Source organism: Streptomyces sp. NPDC004542, assembly GCF_040610035.1.
Taxonomy (GTDB): domain Bacteria; phylum Actinomycetota; class Actinomycetes; order Streptomycetales; family Streptomycetaceae; genus Streptomyces.
Map to the genome: position 1 here is coordinate 1 of NZ_JBEXLP010000067.1, position 17,326 is coordinate 17,326.

The 17,326-nt window shown below is 71.9% G+C and carries 13 protein-coding genes and 3 pseudogenes; 4 read left to right on the plus strand and 12 right to left on the minus strand.

What is annotated here, in order from left to right:
• The coding region (locus ABZX30_RS28010) for an ATP-binding protein (RefSeq protein WP_355938216.1) at positions 1-665 on the minus strand (665 nt) is incomplete at its 3' end.
• Positions 666-1,114: 449 nt separating this feature from the next.
• Between ABZX30_RS28010 and ABZX30_RS28015 the strand changes: the two genes are divergently transcribed.
• Complete coding sequence (locus tag ABZX30_RS28015; RefSeq protein WP_141357618.1) at positions 1,115-1,345, plus strand: hypothetical protein; 231 nt, start codon at positions 1,115-1,117, stop codon at positions 1,343-1,345.
• Between the two features lie 201 nt (positions 1,346-1,546).
• Here ABZX30_RS28015 and ABZX30_RS28020 read toward each other — a convergent pair whose 3' ends face one another.
• The 7 genes and pseudogenes from ABZX30_RS28020 to ABZX30_RS28050 all read right to left on the minus strand — a co-directional run bounded on the left by ABZX30_RS28020 (position 1,547) and on the right by ABZX30_RS28050 (position 10,570).
• A complete protein-coding gene (locus tag ABZX30_RS28020) occupies positions 1,547-2,374 on the minus strand; it encodes a serine protease (protein ID WP_355938218.1) in 828 nt (275 codons plus the stop codon).
• Positions 2,375-2,497: 123 nt separating this feature from the next.
• On the minus strand, positions 2,498-4,039 hold the full coding sequence (locus tag ABZX30_RS28025; RefSeq protein ID WP_355938219.1) for an RNA polymerase sigma factor: 1,542 nt from the start codon (positions 4,037-4,039) through the stop codon (positions 2,498-2,500).
• Between the two features lie 399 nt (positions 4,040-4,438).
• Positions 4,439-5,326, minus strand: a complete 888-nt coding sequence (locus tag ABZX30_RS28030; RefSeq protein WP_355938220.1) for a FadR/GntR family transcriptional regulator — start codon at positions 5,324-5,326, stop codon at positions 4,439-4,441.
• A 162-nt stretch (positions 5,327-5,488) separates the two neighbouring features.
• On the minus strand, positions 5,489-7,813 hold the full coding sequence (locus ABZX30_RS28035) for an ATP-binding cassette domain-containing protein (RefSeq protein WP_355938221.1): 2,325 nt from the start codon (positions 7,811-7,813) through the stop codon (positions 5,489-5,491).
• A 63-nt stretch (positions 7,814-7,876) separates the two neighbouring features.
• Positions 7,877-8,635, minus strand: coding sequence for an NUDIX hydrolase (locus tag ABZX30_RS28040; RefSeq protein ID WP_355938222.1), 759 nt, complete (start codon positions 8,633-8,635; stop codon positions 7,877-7,879).
• Positions 8,636-8,771: 136 nt separating this feature from the next.
• Positions 8,772-9,031, minus strand: a pseudogene (locus tag ABZX30_RS28045) (hypothetical protein); the annotation flags it as partial.
• Positions 9,032-9,088: 57 nt separating this feature from the next.
• The gene (locus tag ABZX30_RS28050) at positions 9,089-10,570 is read right to left on the minus strand and encodes a DUF4192 domain-containing protein (RefSeq protein ID WP_355938223.1); all 1,482 of its coding nucleotides are present in this window, start codon (positions 10,568-10,570) and stop codon (positions 9,089-9,091) included.
• A gap of 141 nt (positions 10,571-10,711) precedes the next feature.
• Here ABZX30_RS28050 and ABZX30_RS28055 point away from each other — a divergent pair, with 141 nt between their 5' ends.
• Both ABZX30_RS28055 and ABZX30_RS28060 read left to right on the plus strand, forming a co-directional pair.
• Entirely contained in the window at positions 10,712-12,877 is a 2,166-nt protein-coding gene (locus ABZX30_RS28055; protein ID WP_355938224.1) for a RecQ family ATP-dependent DNA helicase, read from the plus strand.
• A gap of 232 nt (positions 12,878-13,109) precedes the next feature.
• On the plus strand, positions 13,110-13,730 hold the full coding sequence (locus tag ABZX30_RS28060; RefSeq protein WP_355938225.1) for a hypothetical protein: 621 nt from the start codon (positions 13,110-13,112) through the stop codon (positions 13,728-13,730).
• A gap of 285 nt (positions 13,731-14,015) precedes the next feature.
• Here the strand turns inward: ABZX30_RS28060 and ABZX30_RS28065 are convergent, their stop codons facing one another.
• The 3 genes and pseudogenes from ABZX30_RS28065 to ABZX30_RS28075 all read right to left on the minus strand — a co-directional run.
• On the minus strand, positions 14,016-14,645 hold the full coding sequence (locus ABZX30_RS28065; protein ID WP_355938226.1) for a hypothetical protein: 630 nt from the start codon (positions 14,643-14,645) through the stop codon (positions 14,016-14,018).
• A 68-nt stretch (positions 14,646-14,713) separates the two neighbouring features.
• Positions 14,714-15,415, minus strand: coding sequence for a ribonuclease HII (locus ABZX30_RS28070; RefSeq protein ID WP_355938227.1), 702 nt, complete (start codon positions 15,413-15,415; stop codon positions 14,714-14,716).
• Between the two features lie 87 nt (positions 15,416-15,502).
• A pseudogene (locus ABZX30_RS28075) lies at positions 15,503-15,867 on the minus strand (TetR/AcrR family transcriptional regulator C-terminal ligand-binding domain-containing protein); the annotation flags it as partial.
• Between ABZX30_RS28075 and ABZX30_RS28080 the strand changes: the two are divergent.
• Positions 15,850-16,234, plus strand: a pseudogene (locus tag ABZX30_RS28080) (hypothetical protein); the annotation flags it as partial. The pseudogenes ABZX30_RS28075 and ABZX30_RS28080 sit on opposite strands and share 18 nt — an antisense overlap.
• 179 nt (positions 16,235-16,413) lie before the next feature.
• On the opposite strand, the gene ABZX30_RS28085 reads toward ABZX30_RS28080, so the two are convergent.
• Positions 16,414-17,319, minus strand: coding sequence for an ADP-ribosylglycohydrolase family protein (locus ABZX30_RS28085; protein ID WP_355938229.1), 906 nt, complete (start codon positions 17,317-17,319; stop codon positions 16,414-16,416).
• Positions 17,320-17,326 lie beyond the last annotated feature (7 nt).

The window sequence follows — 17,326 nt, forward strand, 5'->3', positions numbered from 1 at the left end:
TGGTGCAGCGTCTCCAGCGAGAGCTTCGCGTCCTTGAGGAAGATCTGCCGGTCGGCCCAGTACCGCACGCGCGTGCCGGTGCGGGTCTTGGGGATCTTCTTGGCCTTGCGCAGACCACCCTTGGCCTCGAACCGGGCGTCCGGTCCGTTGCTCGCGAAGGAACCCGGAACACCGCGCCGGAAGCTGATGGCGTGGGTGTGACCGGCACGGTCGACCTCGACGTCCAGACGGGCCGACAGCGCGTTCACCACGGAGGCGCCCACGCCGTGCAGACCGCCGGAGGCCGCGTACGAACCCCCGCCGAACTTGCCGCCGGCGTGCAGCTTGGTCATGACGACCTCGACGCCCGACAGGCCCGTCTTGGGCTCGACGTCCACGGGGATGCCACGGCCGTTGTCACGGACCTCCACCGAGCCGTCGTCGTGGAGGATCACGTCGATGTGGTCGCAGTAACCACCGAGCGCCTCGTCCACGGAGTTGTCGATGATCTCCCACAGGCAGTGCATCAGGCCACGACTGTCGGTCGAGCCGATGTACATGCCAGGGCGCTTGCGCACGGCTTCGAGGCCCTCGAGGACGAGCAGGTGCCGCGCGGTGTAGTTGGAACCGTCCCGGTCTGCTCCTGCCAGCAGCGCTGTGGACGGCACGGACGTCTCGGCGGTCACGCGGTTCGCTCCTCGCTGAATTTCAGGTGGACCCCACTTGGGTAAGGGTCCGGCTTCGGTCGCCGCTCAGAGGGTACCGAGGCCTGGTAGAGCCGTTGTACCGCCACCCTCGTCACGAACTCACCCTAGTCCAGGCTCGCATACACGTTCGATCCCTCGTTGGAGTGAAGCACACATCACGTTCCCTTCGAGGCATGAACCATTTAGGCTCCGGGCACGTCCTCTTGAACAACCGGCAAGCCAGCCGGGAGGACGGATACCTACTGAACACCGACAGCGCGAACCCGTAAGCATCCAAGACACGCAATACGGCACATTCGCCGCCAACCGGCAACAGACAGCCGCCCCGGGAAAGATTCTTTCGAGGAAAAGCCACGAGCGGGAACGTTTTCGGGCTGGTTGGATGTTGACCCTGGTACGACAGCTCGTCGAGCTAGAGAAGAGGCGACGTGACTACTGTTCTGACCCCCGCGAGCCCGCTGACGGCCGCCGATCGCTGCGACCGCTGCGGCGCCCAGGCATACCTGCGCGTCGTCCTGCTCAGCGGCGGAGAACTGCTCTTCTGCGCCCACCACGGCCGCAAGTTCGAGCCGGAACTCAAGAAGATCGCCGCTGAGATACAGGACGAGACGGAGCGGCTGACGTCCGTTCCCGCGAACGCGTCCGAAGAAGAGCGCTGACATCTCGCACATACGACGAGCCAGCTCCGGCACAGGCCGGTGAACGGGCGGCCGCTCCCGGCTGACAGGAGCGGCCGCCCGTACTGGTTCACCCTCTCGCCCGGGGTCCCGCCGCCATGGCGGCGCCGACCTTGAAGGCCGACAGGGCTCACAGGGCCCCTCAGGTGCCCTTGTGCGGCTCTCGGACACCACTGCCCCTGTTCACACCCACCCCAGGGCCCGCATGACGTCGGAGACCCGCGTGTAGACGCCGGGACTGCCCGGCCGTCCGCAGCCGTTCCCCCAGGACACCAGTCCGATCAAGCGCCCCTGGGCGACCAGGGGGCCGCCGCTGTCGCCCTGGCAGGCGTCAGGGCCGCCCTCGGCCTCACCGGCGCACACCATGGAATCCGAACGGTACGTGCCGTCCGGCCCGCCGGGATAGGCCCGGGAGCAGAGTGCGTCGGCCAGCACACGTACGCGTGCGGCACGCAAGTGCCGCGGGTAGTCACCGGCGCCGGTCGTGTCACCCCACCCGGAGACCGAGGCCTCCGTTTCCGGCGCGTACGCCGGATCACCCTCGGCCGCCATGGGCACGACGAAGCTCTGCGGCAGTGGCTCGGCCAGGGTGAGCACGGCGAAGTCCCCGGAGTCGGCTGCCTTGTCGTAGCCGGGATTGACCCACGTGTCGCGCACGGCGATCTCCTCGCCCTCGCTCGACGACAGGTCCGTACGACCGGCGATGACCTTGAGGTCGCGCGCCTTGCCGGGAGGTGCCCCCAGGACCTCCTCGGCCAGGCAGTGGGCCGCGGTCAGCACCGTGGTCCGCCCGACCACCGCCCCTCCGCAGAACTGCCCCGCCCGCGTACCCCCGAACCGGGCACGGCTGGACAGCGCGACCGTCCACGGGCTCTCGGACACGTTCACGGGAAAGCCCCCCACGACAACGCTGTCGGCCGCCACGGGGACCGCGCCGGCCAACGGTATGGCGGCGGTGACGGCCGCCAGGAACAGCGGCCGGAGCAGCATTCGGGCACAAGGTCGGCGCATAGAGGCTCCTCACTCCAAGGTGTGGTCAGAGCACCAAGAGTCATCCAGAGCGCGACCGCGCGCAGCACGAAGGCCCGGTCCTTCCCGAGGGGAGGACCGGGCCTTCGACGGAGTGTGGGGGACCTAGTCGAGGTAGTCTCGCAGCACCTGTGAACGCGACGGGTGACGCAGCTTCGACATGGTCTTGGACTCGATCTGGCGGATGCGCTCACGCGTCACGCCGTACACCTTGCCGATCTCGTCGAGGGTCTTCGGCTGTCCGTCGGTGAGGCCGAAACGCATCGAGACCACGCCGGCCTCGCGCTCGGACAGGGTGTCGAGCACCGAGTGCAGCTGCTCCTGCAGGAGCGTGAAGCTGACGGCGTCGGCCGGGACGACGGCCTCGGAGTCCTCGATGAGGTCGCCGAACTCGCTGTCGCCGTCCTCACCCAGCGGGGTGTGCAGCGAGATGGGCTCGCGGCCGTACTTCTGGACCTCGATGACCTTCTCCGGGGTCATGTCGAGCTCCTTGGCCAGCTCCTCCGGGGTGGGCTCGCGGCCCAGGTCCTGGAGCATCTGGCGCTGCACGCGCGCGAGCTTGTTGATGACCTCGACCATGTGCACCGGGATGCGGATGGTGCGGGCCTGGTCGGCCATCGCGCGGGTGATCGCCTGACGGATCCACCAGGTGGCGTACGTGGAGAACTTGTAGCCCTTGGTGTAGTCGAACTTCTCGACGGCGCGGATCAGACCGAGGTTGCCCTCCTGGATGAGGTCCAGGAAGAGCATGCCGCGGCCGGTGTACCGCTTGGCGAGGGAGACCACCAGACGGAGGTTGGCCTCCAGGAGGTGGTTCTTGGCGCGGCGGCCGTCCTCGGCGATGATCTCCAGCTCGCGCTTGAGCTTCGGGGCCAGCTTGTCGGCGTTGGCGAGCTTGTCCTCGGCGAAGAGGCCGGCCTCGATGCGCTTGGCCAGCTCGACCTCCTGCTCCGCGTTGAGCAGGGGGACCTTGCCGATCTGCTTGAGGTAGTCCTTGACCGGGTCGGCGGTGGCGCCGGCCGCGGCGACCTGCTGGGCGGGCGCGTCGTCCTCGTCCTCGTCGGAGAGTACGAAGCCCGCGCTCTCGGCACCCTCGGGCTCGTCGGCGACCTTGGTGTCCTCGAGAACCTCCTCCTCGAGGATCTCGGTGTCGTCCTTCTTCGCGCCCGTCTTCTTGGCCACCGTCTTCTTGGCGGCGACGGTCTTCTTCACGGCCGCCTTCTTGGCGGTCACCTTCTTGGCCGCGGCCTTCTTGGCGGGGGCGGCTTCCTCGGCGGGATCGACGGCGGAAGGATCGGGCGCGGCCGGAGCGGCCGTGGTGGCGGTGGCCTTCCTCGTGGTCACCGTCTTCGCCGCGACCGTCTTGGTGGCGGTGCGCTTGGCCGGACTCTTCGCTGCGACGCTCTTCCGGGTCCGCTTGGGTTCCGCGGCACTGACCATCAGCGTCACACCCTCTTCCTCGAGGATCTGGTTGAGGCTGCGCAGTACGTTCTTCCACTGAGTGGCCGGGATCTGGTCAGCTTCGAAGGCCCGACGCACATCGTCGCCGGCGATCTGCCCCTCAGCCTTTCCCCGCTCAATGAGCGCCATGACAGAGACGGACTCGGCGATCTCCGGCGGGAGCGTACGGGATGTGCTGGCCGACACGAACAACCTCTCGGAACGTTGGAAAACGGCTTCCGGCCCCGTCCAGGACGGACAGGAGCCGACCGCCGGCTTGGGGATGGGCCGACGGCGCGGGCGGAAAGCCGGGAAGATGCACAGCGCCATGCATGGCGTCCGTATTCCCTCCGCGGCTGTCACCTCTTAGGTCATCGCGTTGTTCCCACAAGCGTTACGCCCAATCTACGTGGCCCGAGTCACACCCCGTAAACATACAAAAACAGCCAGACGCGGACAGAAGTGGGCAGAAGTGGCCGTAGATGATCACGCCGCCGGATCCGCGGGTTCCCGAAGGATCCGGCGCGGTCCGGCGGCTGGCAGTTCCCGAGGCCGGCTCCGCCACGAGAACGCGGTACTCCGACCCCACCGCCCCCGAGGCGTGGGTCAGTGCTCGCGCGGGGCGGGCACCACACGCTCGACCTCGGGATGCACGGTGAGCAGTTGACGCATGGCCGCCTCGGCCGCCACCCCGTCCCCGGTGCCGAGCCCGTCGACGATCCGCGCGTGCTGGGCCACCGAGGCCTCGTTCGGCCGCTCGCAGCCGGTGAACGGACCGCCGGACACCTGCAGGGCGGCCGAGACGATGCCGTGGAGGTGCTCCAGCATGCGGTTGCCCGCGATCTGGATGAGCAGCGTGTGGAACTCGGCATCGGCACGGGAGAAGGTGAGCGCGTCACCCTGAGTCATGGCGTGGCCCATGATCTCGACCATGTCGGAGAGGCGCTGCTGGAGGTCCTCACGCCCGTGCCCGGCGGCCAGGCGCGCCGCGAGCGGCTCGATCGTCCAGCGCAGCTCGCTCAGCTCCCGGCGCTGGTCGTCCCGCTGCGGCCCGAAGGCGCGCCACTCGATGACGTCGGGGTCGAGGAGGTTCCAGTCGCTGACGGGACGCACGCGCGTACCGACGTTCGGGCGGGCGCTGACCAGTCCCTTGGCCTCCAGGACGCGGAGGGACTCACGGACGACGGTGCGGGAGACCTCGAAGCGCTGGCCGATCTCCTCGGGCACGAGGGGCCGGTCCGCGCCCAGGTCGCCCGAGACGATCATCTGACCCAGCTGCTGCACGAGCTGGCCGTGCAGTCCGCGGCCGCGGCTGCCCGCGGCGCGCCGGCTCACACGTCCCAGTTCGGGGTCCGCGCCCTCCCAGACGGGCGCTCCCACGCGGTCGACGGCGGAGGTCTCGGCGTAGGGGTAGCGGTCGAGTTCGCCCGGGCCGGACAGACCTGAGTCGGCGGAGCGGGCGGCGGTCATCATGGTGTGCGCAAGGGTACTCACGGATCCTTTGTCGGCGTTGTCTCCAACTCCCTTGAGGTCTTTGGTGAAAAGCACACGAAAGGGTGATCGCTTACCCCGTCGCACTTGACGCCTTATCGGAAAGAAATGGGCTTTCTGTGGGGAGTTGTGGGCATGATGAGCTCAGGCGAGCACGCACAGTAGTCACCGGAGCCTGCTCCTCAGGGTCGTGAGCAGATACGCGCAGAGCAGAGCGGTGAGCGACAACGCCAGCGCGCCGCCGACGGGTTGGGCGATGACCCGGGCCGCCGCGAGCAGATAGCGCTCGCCCCCGAAGGGCCACTGCAACAGGAGGACCTGATGCATGCGCAGCGGGAAGTCCGCCGCCATCCGCACAGCCGGGCCCCCGAGCGCCTTCTCCACGAGGGGGACGACCACGACCGGTACGGCGACCACCGCGGCGAGCCCGGCCGTGGTGGACCGGAAGACTCCCGCGGCCAGCACGCCGGCCCAGGCGCACCCGACGACGAGCCCGAACCAGCTCGCGCCGAGGGCGAGCCAGTCGCCGGGAACCTGCGTGAGCTCCCGTCCGTAGACGATGTAGAGCGCTTCGGCGTCACAGCCCACGGTGAGGAAGGCCAGCATCCCCGCCGTGGCACCGGAGACGAGGAGTTTCGCGGTCAGCAGCCCCAGCCTGCGGGGCACGGTGCCACGGTCGGCCGCCAGCGCGGGATGACGGAACTCGTCACCGAAGGCCAGCGAGCCGAGCAGCGCCGCGCCGAGGGCCGCGGGCGGCAGGGGCAGTTCCCGCGGCCATGCGGCGAACAGGCGCGCCTGGGGGGTGTGGCCGAGGCGCGCGAGCAGCACGGCGGCGAGCGCGGACACCACGAGCACGGCGCCGCAGGTGAGGAAACCCGTGCCGATGCCGCAGGCGCGGCGGAGTTCGTAACGCAGCGGGCGCAGGGGGCTGGGGGCGGCGCGCACGGCGATGGGGGGTGGGAGCGGAGACAGGGGGTCAGGGACGGGGCCGGCGGCGTCGTGTCCGAAGGCGGGCCCGGATCCGGCGGTGGGGCCGGCGCCGTTCGGGGCGGTCCGACCGTCTGCCGGATCATGCCCCTCGTGCGGCGCGTACGTCTCGGCGAGGGACGTACGGCCGGCCGCCGGGACGGCGGAGGTCTCCGCGGGCGCCTGGGCGGTGGCGGAGTCCTGAGCGGAGTGCGTGGCCGCGGCGGTCGTGACCGTCACCACGGACGACGGGGCGGGAATCGACGGTGCCGCGTCCCCGGCGGGTGAGTCGCCGTCGCTCTGCCGCTGCCCTCGCGTCCGGAGCGCGCCGCCCGTCGAGGCGCGGTCCGCCGCCGACCGCTCGGGGGTGGCCTGTGCCCGGTCCGGGGGCGGGGTCTCGTGTGCGCCGTGCGCTCGGTCGACGGCCGACAACTCGTGGGCGGCCTGCGCCCGGCCCGTCTCGGGCGCCTCGTCCGTGCCGGAACGCTCGCCCTTGCGCGGCTGTCCGACGACGGGATGGCCGTCAGCGGTCTGCCGCCGGCTCGCCGACGCGGCTTCGTCCGCGCCGCGGGGCCCGGCACCCGCCGACGGCCGGCCGACGGCGACTGTCTGCCCGTCCGCCGGCTGCGCTCCGGCACCGGGCCCCATGTCCCCCACCTCGTCAGCGAGTTGATGAACGAGGATCCCGTGGCGGAATGCCGTCTCGCCGACCTCGGCGGTCGTACTGCCGTACACGGACAGGTGGTTGCCGCCCTCCGGTACGACCTCGACGGAGCGCCGGGCGGTACGGGCCTCTTTGGCGAGGAGGGCGGCGAGGCGTGGCGCGTGCGGGCTGCGGACGGCGACGCGGGGGCGCAGCCGGGTGCGGCCGAACTCCCTGGCGTCCTGGTCGGCGAGGAGCCTGCCCCGCTCGAGGGTGACGACGCGGTCGGCGGCGCGGGCGGCCTCCTTGGGGTCGCTCGTGGTGAACAGGACCGTGCCGCCCTGTGCCGCGTGCGCGCGCAGCATGCCGTGCAGCCAGCGGCCTTCCCTGACGGACAGCCCGTCGGTGGGATCGTCCAGCACGAGCGTGTGCGGGTCGGGCAGCAGGGCGCAGGCCAGTCCGAGCCGACGGTCCGTGCCGCGCGAGAGCGTGTCCAGGCGTTCCTCGCGCAGGCTGACGAGTCCGACCGCCTCGAGCACCTCGTCGGCCCGCCTGGCGGGCACTCCCGCCGCGGCGCAGAGCATGCGCAGGTGACCGCGGACCGAGCGTGCCGGGTGTCCGGGGACGTCGCCGAGGAGCACGCCGACCTCGCGGGACGGGTGGGCGATACGATGCAGGGGCAGACCTCTGAAGTACGTGATCCCGCGCCCCGGTTCGAGTTCCAGCATCAGTCTGAGCGTCGTCGTCCTGCCCGCGCCCGGCGTTCCCAGGAGCGCGGTGACACAGCCCGGCCGCGCCTCGAAGGAGACGTCGTCGACGGCGGGCGGGCATCCCTTGCGGGCGTTGCTGGTCAGTCCGATGGCCTGGATCACCCGCAGCAAGATAGCGCGATATGTCCGAATTTTCGGGTACCGTTTCGCTGTCGTCGCCCGGCGCCGGAGTCCTCAGACCTCGGGGCGCAGCATCGGGGGGTTCAGCAGCGTGGCGCCACCGGCCCGGAAAAGCTGGGCCGGACGGCCTCCTTGGCGCGTGGTCGTACCGCCGGTGGGGACCAGGAATCCCGGGGTGCCGGTGACCTTGCGGTGGAAGTTGCGGGGGTCGAGTGCGACACCCCACACCGCCTCGTAGACCCGGCGCAGTTCTCCGACGGTGAACTCGGGCGGGCAGAACGCGGTGGCCAGCGACGAGTACTCGATCTTGGACCGAGCACGCTCCACCCCGTCGGAAAGAATCTGGGCGTGATCGAAGGCGAGCGGTGCCACCGGCTCCCCGTCGCGGCCGTATCCGCCCTGCTGCAGCAGTTCCCCGACCGGCGCCCAGCGCGCGTTGCTGGCGTCGCCGCCCGCGCGAGGTGCGGGCAGGTCGGGGGCGAGTGCCAGGTGCGCGACACTGACCACGCGCATGCGTGGGTCACGCTTGGGATCACCGTAGGTCGCCAACTGTTCCAGATGCGCCCCGTTGTCCTGGGCCGGCGCGTCCGGGTCGTGCGCGCGCAGCCCGGTCTCCTCGACGAGTTCGCGCGCCGCGGCCTGTGCCAGGTCCTCGTCCTCCCGCACGAAACCGCCGGGCAGGGCCCAGCGCCCCTGGAACGGCGGCTCCCCCCTGCGCACCGCCAGCGCGCACAGGTCATGGCGGCGTACGGTCAGCACGACCAGGTCCACGGTGACGGCGAAGGGCGGGAACGCTGACGGGTCGTAGGGCATGCCGCGATCATAGTCGTCTGCCTGACGATAAACACGTCCTTCGCCGGTCGCATCGGCGTCTGGTCCACTTCGGCCCGCCATGCGGCACATGGCCGGCTCCAGCTGGTGTCGTCCGCTGCGTCGTCCGAGGTCGCACTCCCCGTCGCAGGGCGTCCGCGGCCTCCTCGACCCTGGCCGGACCGAGTCTGCCGCCCCGTACGGAGAGGGGCGCGCCCGCGTCCCGCACCCCGGTCAGGCCGATCTCGCCCAGGGGTGCGCCGCGTATGGGGCGCAGGGTGAGCGTGGGGCGGGTGCGTCGGGGCGGCTGCGTCGGGGCGGGTGCGTCGGGGCGGCTGCCGCGAGCGTGGTGACGACCGGCACCCCGGAGGCCGCCGCCGTGGCCGCCGGGCGACAGGCCGTAGAACCGGAGCGGGCCGTTGAGCGGGGCCGCCGGCGGTCGGCCGCGGCCGTTGTTCACGCGTCCCCCTCCACGCCGGTGCCCGCGGATCGCGTGGCCTCCGGCGCGGCGTCGCGGCGGCCGCGGCTCCTGCCCGCCGCACGCGTGCGCGTGCCGCCCGGCTTCGCGGTGCCGGGGCGGGTGCGGCCCGGGGCCGTGGAACGGGCTCGCGTGCCCTCCGCCGCTCGTGCCGGGCGCACAGGGGCGTCGGGGCGCTCGCCGGAGGAGGCGCGGTGCCGTCGATGGCCGCTGTTCTCCGGCACGCCCTGACCGGTGGCGTCGGCGTCCGCCCGCGTGACGTCCTCGCCCGTGCCGTCCGGCCGTGCGCCTCCGGCGCGCAGGCAGCGGCGGATGGATTCGGGGTCCAGGCCTTCGTTGCATGCCTGGTGCAGGAGGCGGGCGAAGAGGTAGTCGGGGTCAGCGCCCAGCGCCATGGCGAGGGCTTCACGGGCCTCGAGGTCGTCGCCGGTGGACCATGCGACCCAGCCGGCCAGGGTGAGGGGTGCGGCGGCGTGTTCCCCGTAGGGTCCGACGCAGCGGCGGGCCAGGGCGCGCCAGAGCCGCAGGGCCGGGCCGGCCTCGTCACCTTCCATCCACGCGGCGGCGCGGTCCCGGGTGGTGCGGTCCTGCAGGCCGAGGATGAGCGCCGCGGCTTCGTCGTGTCCGAGCAGTTCGTCGTCGCGGCGGTCCGCCTGGAGTGTGCCGGGCACGGAAGGTGCCGCCGCCAACCGGTTGATGATCCGCTCGGCCAGGCCGAGGGTTTCCTCCGCCACGTCGGCGCGGCTCGCGTCGTCGAGGATCCGGGGCACCAGATCCATGCCGGCGGCGTCCAGGACGATTTCCTGTTCCAGCGCGGCGGTGGTGTCCCAGGGCAGCAGCCTGGCGTGCAACTCACGCAGAGTTCCGCGCACTTGGATGCCGGCATAGGCGGCCGCGGCAGCCACCACGGAGGTGCCGGGCAGGCCCATCGGGGTTCCCTCCGCCGGGCAGCAGCCCTCGTGCGGGCAGCAGTACGACCAGAAGTGGCCGCCGGAGATGCACAGCGCCTCGATCACCGGTACGTCGAGGCGGCCGCACTCGGTGCGCAGCAGCTGGGCCAGCGGACGCAGACGCCGCATGACCTCGCCGCCCGACTCGCCCTTCCGGGGTTCCTGGCAGACGTAGGCCACCATCTGCTCCGGACGGGCGCCCCTGCGTTCGCTGCCGGTCACCAGGCCGTGGGCCAACTGCCGGGCGGCTGCGGCCCAGTCGTCGGAATGCGCGGGGATGCCGAGCCGGGCTCGCCCGCCGAACCGGCCGCGGCCGTCACGGTCGTGGAGGGCGACCAGGACGATGCTGTCCTCGGGGCGGTACCCGAGCAGGTAGGGCAGGGCGTCGGCCAGCTCGGCCGGGGTGCGCAGGGTGACCTGCGCCTCGTGTGCGATGGGCGTGTTCAGTGCGCCACGTGCGGTGACGTCACCGTTTTCGGCGGGTCCGGTCGTTTCGCTGTGGTTCGTCATGCACCGACGATCTCGCGGATCACAAGATTCCGCTTGAGCCTGTGGATAAGTCCGAGCAGGGACACATCAAGCACGCGGCACGTCCCGCTCCGGGCACCGTGCCGCGCACGCTTGTCAGTGCCGTCCTGTTGTATGGAACGCATGGAGCACAGGAGCAACGCGGATCTCCGGACACAGGCCGACGCCGTCCTCGCCCGCCTCGTCGGGGACGCCACCGGCGCCGCCCGGCTGCGCGAGGACCAGTGGCGCGCGATCGAGGCACTGGTCGCCGACCGGCGCCGGGCCCTGGTCGTCCAGCGCACCGGGTGGGGGAAGTCCGCGGTGTACTTCGTGGCGACCTCGTTGCTGCGGGCCCGCGGCAGCGGTCCCACGGTGATCGTGTCGCCCCTGCTGGCGCTGATGCGGAACCAGGTCGAGGCGGCGGCCCGCGCCGGCATCCACGCCCGGACGATCAACTCGTCGAACACCGAGGACTGGGAGGCCGTCCAGGCCGAGATCGCCGCGGGCGAGGTCGACGTCCTGCTGGTCAGCCCGGAGCGGCTCAACAACCCGGACTTCCGCGACCAGGTCCTGCCCAAGCTCGCCGCCGCGACCGGGCTCCTCGTCGTGGACGAGGCTCACTGCATCTCCGACTGGGGCCATGACTTCCGCCCGGACTACCGCCGGCTGCGCACCATGCTCACCGACCTCCCGCCGGGCGTCCCCGTGCTGGCCACCACCGCCACGGCCAACGCGCGCGTCACCGCGGACGTCGCGGAGCAGCTCGGCACCGGCGGCACTTCGGACGCGCTGGTGCTGCGCGGCCCGCTGGACCGGGAGAGCCTCACGCTGAGCGTCCTCCGGCTGCAGGACGCGGCGCACCGCATGGCGTGGCTCGCCGACCACCTCGACGATCTGGCGGGCTCCGGGATCGTCTACACGCTCACCGTGGCCGCCGCCGAGGAGGTCGCCGCCTTCCTCCGGCAGCGCGGGCACGCCGTCGCCTCGTACACCGGCAGGACGGAGAACGCCGACCGGCAGCAGGCCGAGGACGACCTGCTCGCCAACCGCGTCAAGGCGCTCGTCGCGACCTCGGCGCTCGGGATGGGCTTCGACAAGCCCGATCTCGGTTTCGTCGTCCACCTCGGCTCGCCCTCCTCCCCCATCGCCTACTACCAGCAGGTCGGCCGCGCGGGCCGGGGCGTCGAGCACGCCGAGGTGCTCCTCCTGCCCGGCAAGGAGGACGAGGCGATCTGGGAGTACTTCGCGTCGCTCGCCTTCCCCGCGGAGGACCTGGTGCGCCGCACCCTCGACGTGCTCGCCCGCGCCGACGGCCCCGTGTCGCTGCCCGCCCTGGAGCCCTTGGTGGAGCTGCGCCGCTCCAGGCTGGAGACGATGCTGAAGGTCCTCGACGTGGACGGCGCGGTCAAGCGGGTCAAGGGCGGCTGGACCGCCACCGGCCGGCCGTGGACGTACGACTCCGAGCGGTACGACTGGGTGGCACGCCAGCGGAAGGCCGAGCAGCAGGCGATGCGCGAGTACGCCGCCACCACGGGCTGCCGGATGGAATTCCTGCAACGCCAGCTGGACGACGAGGGCGCGAAGCCCTGCGGCCGCTGCGACAACTGCGCGGGTGCGCGTTTCACCGCGGACGCGTCGACGGCCGCGCTGGACGCCGCACGTGCCGACCTGGGCCGGGCCGGCGTGGAGGTGGAACCCCGCCGTATGTGGCCGACGGGACTCGCGGCGATCGGCATCGAACTCAGGGGCCGCATCCCCGCCGCCGAGCAGGCTGCGCCGGGGCGGGCGCTGGGGCGTCTGTCGGACATCGGCTGGGGCAACCGGCTGCGGCCGATGTTCGCGCCCGGGGCCCCCGACGCACCTGTGCCGGACGACGTCGCACAGGCCGTGGTGGGCGTGCTGGCCGACTGGGCGAAGGGGCCCGGCGGATGGGCCCCTGGCGCATCCGACGCACAGGACCGCCCGGTGGGCGTCGTCACCGTCGCCTCGCGGACCAGGCCGCAGCTGATCCGTTCCGTGGGGGCGCGCATCGCGGAGATCGGCCGGCTGCCCCTACTGGGCTCCGTCGGATACGCCGGCGACGTGCCGCGTGCCTCCCGCAGCAACTCCGCCCAGCGCCTCAAGGCCCTGGACGGTGCGCTGACCGTGCCGCCGGAGCTCGCCTCGGCCCTCGCCGAGGCACAGGGGCCGGTTCTCCTCGTGGACGACTACACCGAGACGGGCTGGACGCTCGCGGTCGCGGCCCGGCTGCTCAGGAGGTCCGGCGCGCGGGGAGTGTTGCCGCTGGTCCTCGCCGTCCAGGGCTGAGCGTCTGCCCCTTGCGTCGCCAGGCGACCCCATGGGTAGGGATATAAGCCACGCACCACCAGATAACAGTCGGTGGTCCCAATTGCTCGTTGCCGCATCCAAGTTCGACAGGAAGAATTGAGGTCCGCTCCCCGCACGGCTCGTCCGTGATCCGGCTGGGCTTTGCTGCGGTGCGCGCTCCCCCGAAATCCGACCCCGCCCGCAGTGTGGGCGCGTAGCCGAAGGGAGAAACGTGACCTTCGGATTCGCTCCGTCCTCGGCGGCATCGCTGTCGACGTCCGCGTCCGCCGCTTCCGCCAGTCGCCTGCTCGAGCCGGCGGAATGGGCCGCCGCCGGTATCCCGCTGCTGCGCAACCCCCGCGAGGTGGTCAGCGGGCTGCATGCCCGACACCGTCCCAGGCCGGCCACCGCGGTCGTGGCCGTCCTGGACCCGGACGAGCGGTTGTGTGCCAGTGCCTCGTTCACCCGCCGTGCGGCCCAGGCCGACGGCTGGATGTTCCGCAACGCACTGCTGGCGCAGCTCCGCCGGGTCATTCCGCACGATCTGCGGCGTCGGACCCCGGTGCGCACCGCCGTGCTGCTCTACTGCCGCGAGGGGGACGCGCGTTGGACGGAGGAGGACGGCGCGTGGATGTGGGGACTGCGTGACGCCTGCACCCTGCACGGGCTGCGCTGCGGCGCGTACATCACACTGACCCGGGACGGTTGGCAGGTCCTCGGCGAAGGCCGCGGTGGACGCCGTCCGAACGCGGACTCGGCGCCGGAGTCCCTCGCCGCTTCGGATGCCGCGCCCCCGCTGCCCCGGACCGGCGGCGCCGTCTCGGAGGTCCTTCGCCGCGCGGCGGCCCGCTGAGCGGGGCAAAGCGGTCACCGTCGACCATGCATGGCTCCGGTACGGCGCCCGGGGTGGCCGGCGAAGGCGACGTCGCACTGCGGTGACGGTCGTACTGTGACAACGTACGACCGTCACGTTCTCGTGGTGCGACGCGCGAGAACCTCGCGCGCGATGCCCCGCACCCTGCCTCGCGGGGGCCGCCGCCCCGACCGTCACGCGGGCATGCCGAAGTCCGCGCCGTGCGGGTGCCGCCGCGGCGGCACCACCGTCACCTACGGCACCCCCGGACGGGCCGGACGCGGATCAGACGCCCGCGCCCGGCACCGAGTTGATCTGCTGCGGGTCGCCGCAGACGATCAGCAGGGCGCCCGCCCGCGTGTGGGCCAGCGGAAGGGTGGTGGAGACCGCGGCGTCGGAACCGCCGTTGACGGCGACGACGACCACGGGGCGGGAGGCGGCGCGGGGGGCCAAGGCGGCATCGGTGTAGAAGACGTCGTCGCCCGCGTCGTGCTGCGCCCAGTAGGCGGCTTCACCGAAGGTCAGCTCGTGGGCGGCCCAAGGGTGTGGTTCGCCGGTGGTGATCACCAGCACGTCACCGGGGGCACGACCCGATTCCAGGAGCAGGTCCACTGCTTCCTCGGCGGCGTCGAGGGCACCTTCGGCGGAGGCGGGGATCAACTGGATCTGCGGGGTCGCCGTGGCGGCGGCAGCGGCCGGGCCCGTCGGGCCCGGCTTGACGGTGGCCGTGTCCCGCGGCGTGCGTTGCACCGGCGGCGCGGGCCGGAGAGGGCCGGGACGACCGGGACGCGGCGGAGCCGCGGGGCGGGGGCCGGGTACGGGGCGAGGGGTCGGCGCGGTGCGGCCACTGGCCGGGGTGGCGCGGGGACCCTGGGCACTCTCGTGAATCTGAGGCTCCTCGGGAATGAGAGGCATGAGCTGATATTTATCAAACGTTGGTGCGGCTCGCATGACTGGGTGGCACATCAGTGCGAGTGGAACCGTCAGAAATCGAAGCCGAGCTGACCCTCGATCTCCGGAACGCTTCCATCCGCCCCACCGCGGACCTTCTTGAGGTGCCGCCACTGGGGCAGCCCATCAAGATACGCCCACGACAACCGGTGGTACGGGGTGGGGCCCCGCTCCTCCAGCGCGGCCTTGTGCACGGGTGACGGATACCCGGCGTTGTCCGCAAAACCGAAGTGTGCATGGTCGATACCCAGTTCGGCCATCATTGTGTCGCGTTGAACCTTGGCGATCACCGACGCCGCCGCGACAGCCACGCACGACCGGTCCCCCTTGATCACCGTGCGCACCCTCCAGGGCGCGCCGAGATAGTCGTGCTTCCCGTCGAGGATGACGGCCTCGGGCCGGACGGGCAGGGCTCCCAGGGCACGGACCGCAGCGAGCCGCAGCGCGGCCGTCATCCCGTGATCGTCGATCTCCTCCGGGGAGGCGTGTCCCAGCGAGTAGGCCGTCACCCACTGACGCAGCACCTCGGCGAGTTCCGTTCGCCGCTTGACGGTCAGCAGCTTGGAGTCGGTGAGGCCCAACGGCGGGCGGCGAAGACCGGTGATCGCCGCGCAGACGGTGACCGGCCCGGCCCACGCGCCGCGCCCCACCTCGTCGACACCGGCAATGACCTTGGCTCCGGTCGTGGCTCGGAGTGAGCGCTCGACGGTGTGAGTAGGTGGTTCGTACGGCATGGCGCCCTTAGCCTACGCCGCCCGGTTCCCCGCGCGACACCCCGGTCGCCCCACCACGGCCGAGCCCGTCACGGCGGGGGGCCAGGGGCCGTTGGGGCGCAGCAGCGGAAGCATCGGCCGGTCGATCATCTCCTCCGGATCGACGTCGCTCCATTCGCTTCCGCCAACCTTTGAGCGGCACATCATCATCACTGGAATGCGTCGAAGCCACAGCCGTTCATCGCGTCAGGGCGGACCCGACAACGCTCTTTTCCACGACTGATGCCCTCACGCAGTCGCTTGGTCGTCGACTTCACGACACCGTTGAAGATCACACCGTGGAAGCGCTCCGCCCGCACGGGATCGCATTCGTGCATGACAGCACGCAGTGCGGATCCGGGGCGGGAGAGCATGGCCCGGCGGGCCCGGCGGCGGAGCGCGAGCAGATCCTCACGAACGCTGCCCAGGTCGGGCGTTCCTTGGGCGGCCAGCGGTTGGTGTTCGGCTTCGGCATGGACCTGGACCTGGACCTGGACCTCATGACGGTGACGGTCACGGCGGTCTCCGGTGTCGCGCAGCACACGAGGCCGGTGCGGCCTCCGCCGGACTGCTCAACGCCACGCAACAGGTGGAGGTTCGCCGGGGTTGTCGATCCTGACCACGGTGTTGGGCTCCGCCAGCACGGACGAGGCGAAGAAACAGCTGCCGAAGTTCCTCGCCGACGGCGCGTCCCGGCAGCAGGCGGAATTCGCCAAGACGCACCAGCCGCCCACCCCTTGGAGACACGAGGTGCTGGCCCATGGCATCCAGACCGCCCTCGTCCCCGCTGCCGCGAGGGCCGCCCGGGCCCGCCACCAGCACGTACACCACGCCCCCACCTCCCGCTGCCCCGAGCGGCCCGATGACCGCGAGCGCTCCCTCGTCGCACGACGACCGTCCGGACACGCACGGCAGTCACGCAGAGTTCCCGTCGCGCACGGAGAGTCGCCGGGCGAGCCGGGTTAAGGCGCCCACGGGCGTCACGCGGTCGTGGGCGCCCACTCCGGCAGCGGTTCGGTCCGCCGCACCCACTCCGCGGGCGGGCTCCCCGCCTTTCCCGCGGCCAGCACACCTCCGACGATGGCGCAGGTGGTGTCCACGTCGCCGCCGACCTGGGCGGTGGTCCAGAACGCCGATTCGTAGTCGCCGAGGGCCCGCGCTGCCGACCAGAGGGCGAAGGGCACGGTGTCGTGGGCGCTGGTACGCCGGCCGCAGCCCAGCACGGCGGCGACGGTGCCCGCGTCACCGTAGTCGAGCATGTCCCGGGCGCGGCGCAGACCGGCGCCGACGGCGCTCTTGGGGACGAGGGCGACGACCGAGTCGAGAAGTGCTCCGGGGCTCGGCGGACCGCCGGGGGCCGCGACCAGGGCGGCGGCCGCGGCGACGGCCATGGCGCCGACGACGGCCTCGCGGTGCTGGTGCGTGGGGTACGCGGAGATCTCCGCCTGGTGCGTGGCCTGCTCGGGGTCGTCCGCGTACCAGGCGCCCAGGGGCGCGATGCGCATGGCCGCGCCGTTGCCCCAGGAGCCCTGTCCCTTGAAGAGCGCCGCGGCCAGCTCCCGCCAGTCCTCGCCCTCCCGGACGAGACGCAGCAAGCGGTTGACCGCCGGGCCGTAGCCGCGGTCGAAATCGTGGTGGTGGGCGAAGGAGTGGGCCAGGGCGTCCTGGTCGATGCGGTGGTGGGTGGCCAGCACGGCCACCACCGAGCAGGCCATTTCCGTGTCGTCGGTCCACTGCCACGGCCCGGCGGGCAGCTCGCGCCGCTTGAGCAGGGGGTAGTGCGCCGGAACGAAGAACTGCGAGCCCAGCGCGTCCCCCACCGCGAGGCCGCGCAGGCTGGCCAGGGCGCGCTCCAGGCGACCGGGAGGTGAGGAGTCAGCGGTCATCGCTCTG

Bases quoted from the DNA above. Each gene is read 5' to 3' on its own strand.
- ABZX30_RS28020 (WP_355938218.1), bottom strand. From the start codon at position 2,374: ATGCGCCGACCTTGTGCCCGAATGCTGCTCCGGCCGCTGTTCCTGGCG.
- ABZX30_RS28040 (WP_355938222.1), bottom strand. From the start codon at position 8,635: ATGCCCTACGACCCGTCAGCGTTCCCGCCCTTCGCCGTCACCGTGGAC.
- ABZX30_RS28050 (WP_355938223.1), bottom strand. From the start codon at position 10,570: ATGACGAACCACAGCGAAACGACCGGACCCGCCGAAAACGGTGACGTC.
- ABZX30_RS28055 (WP_355938224.1), top strand. From the start codon at position 10,712: ATGGAGCACAGGAGCAACGCGGATCTCCGGACACAGGCCGACGCCGTC.
- ABZX30_RS28065 (WP_355938226.1), bottom strand. From the start codon at position 14,645: ATGCCTCTCATTCCCGAGGAGCCTCAGATTCACGAGAGTGCCCAGGGT.
- ABZX30_RS28070 (WP_355938227.1), bottom strand. From the start codon at position 15,415: ATGCCGTACGAACCACCTACTCACACCGTCGAGCGCTCACTCCGAGCC.
- ABZX30_RS28085 (WP_355938229.1), bottom strand. From the start codon at position 17,319: ATGACCGCTGACTCCTCACCTCCCGGTCGCCTGGAGCGCGCCCTGGCC.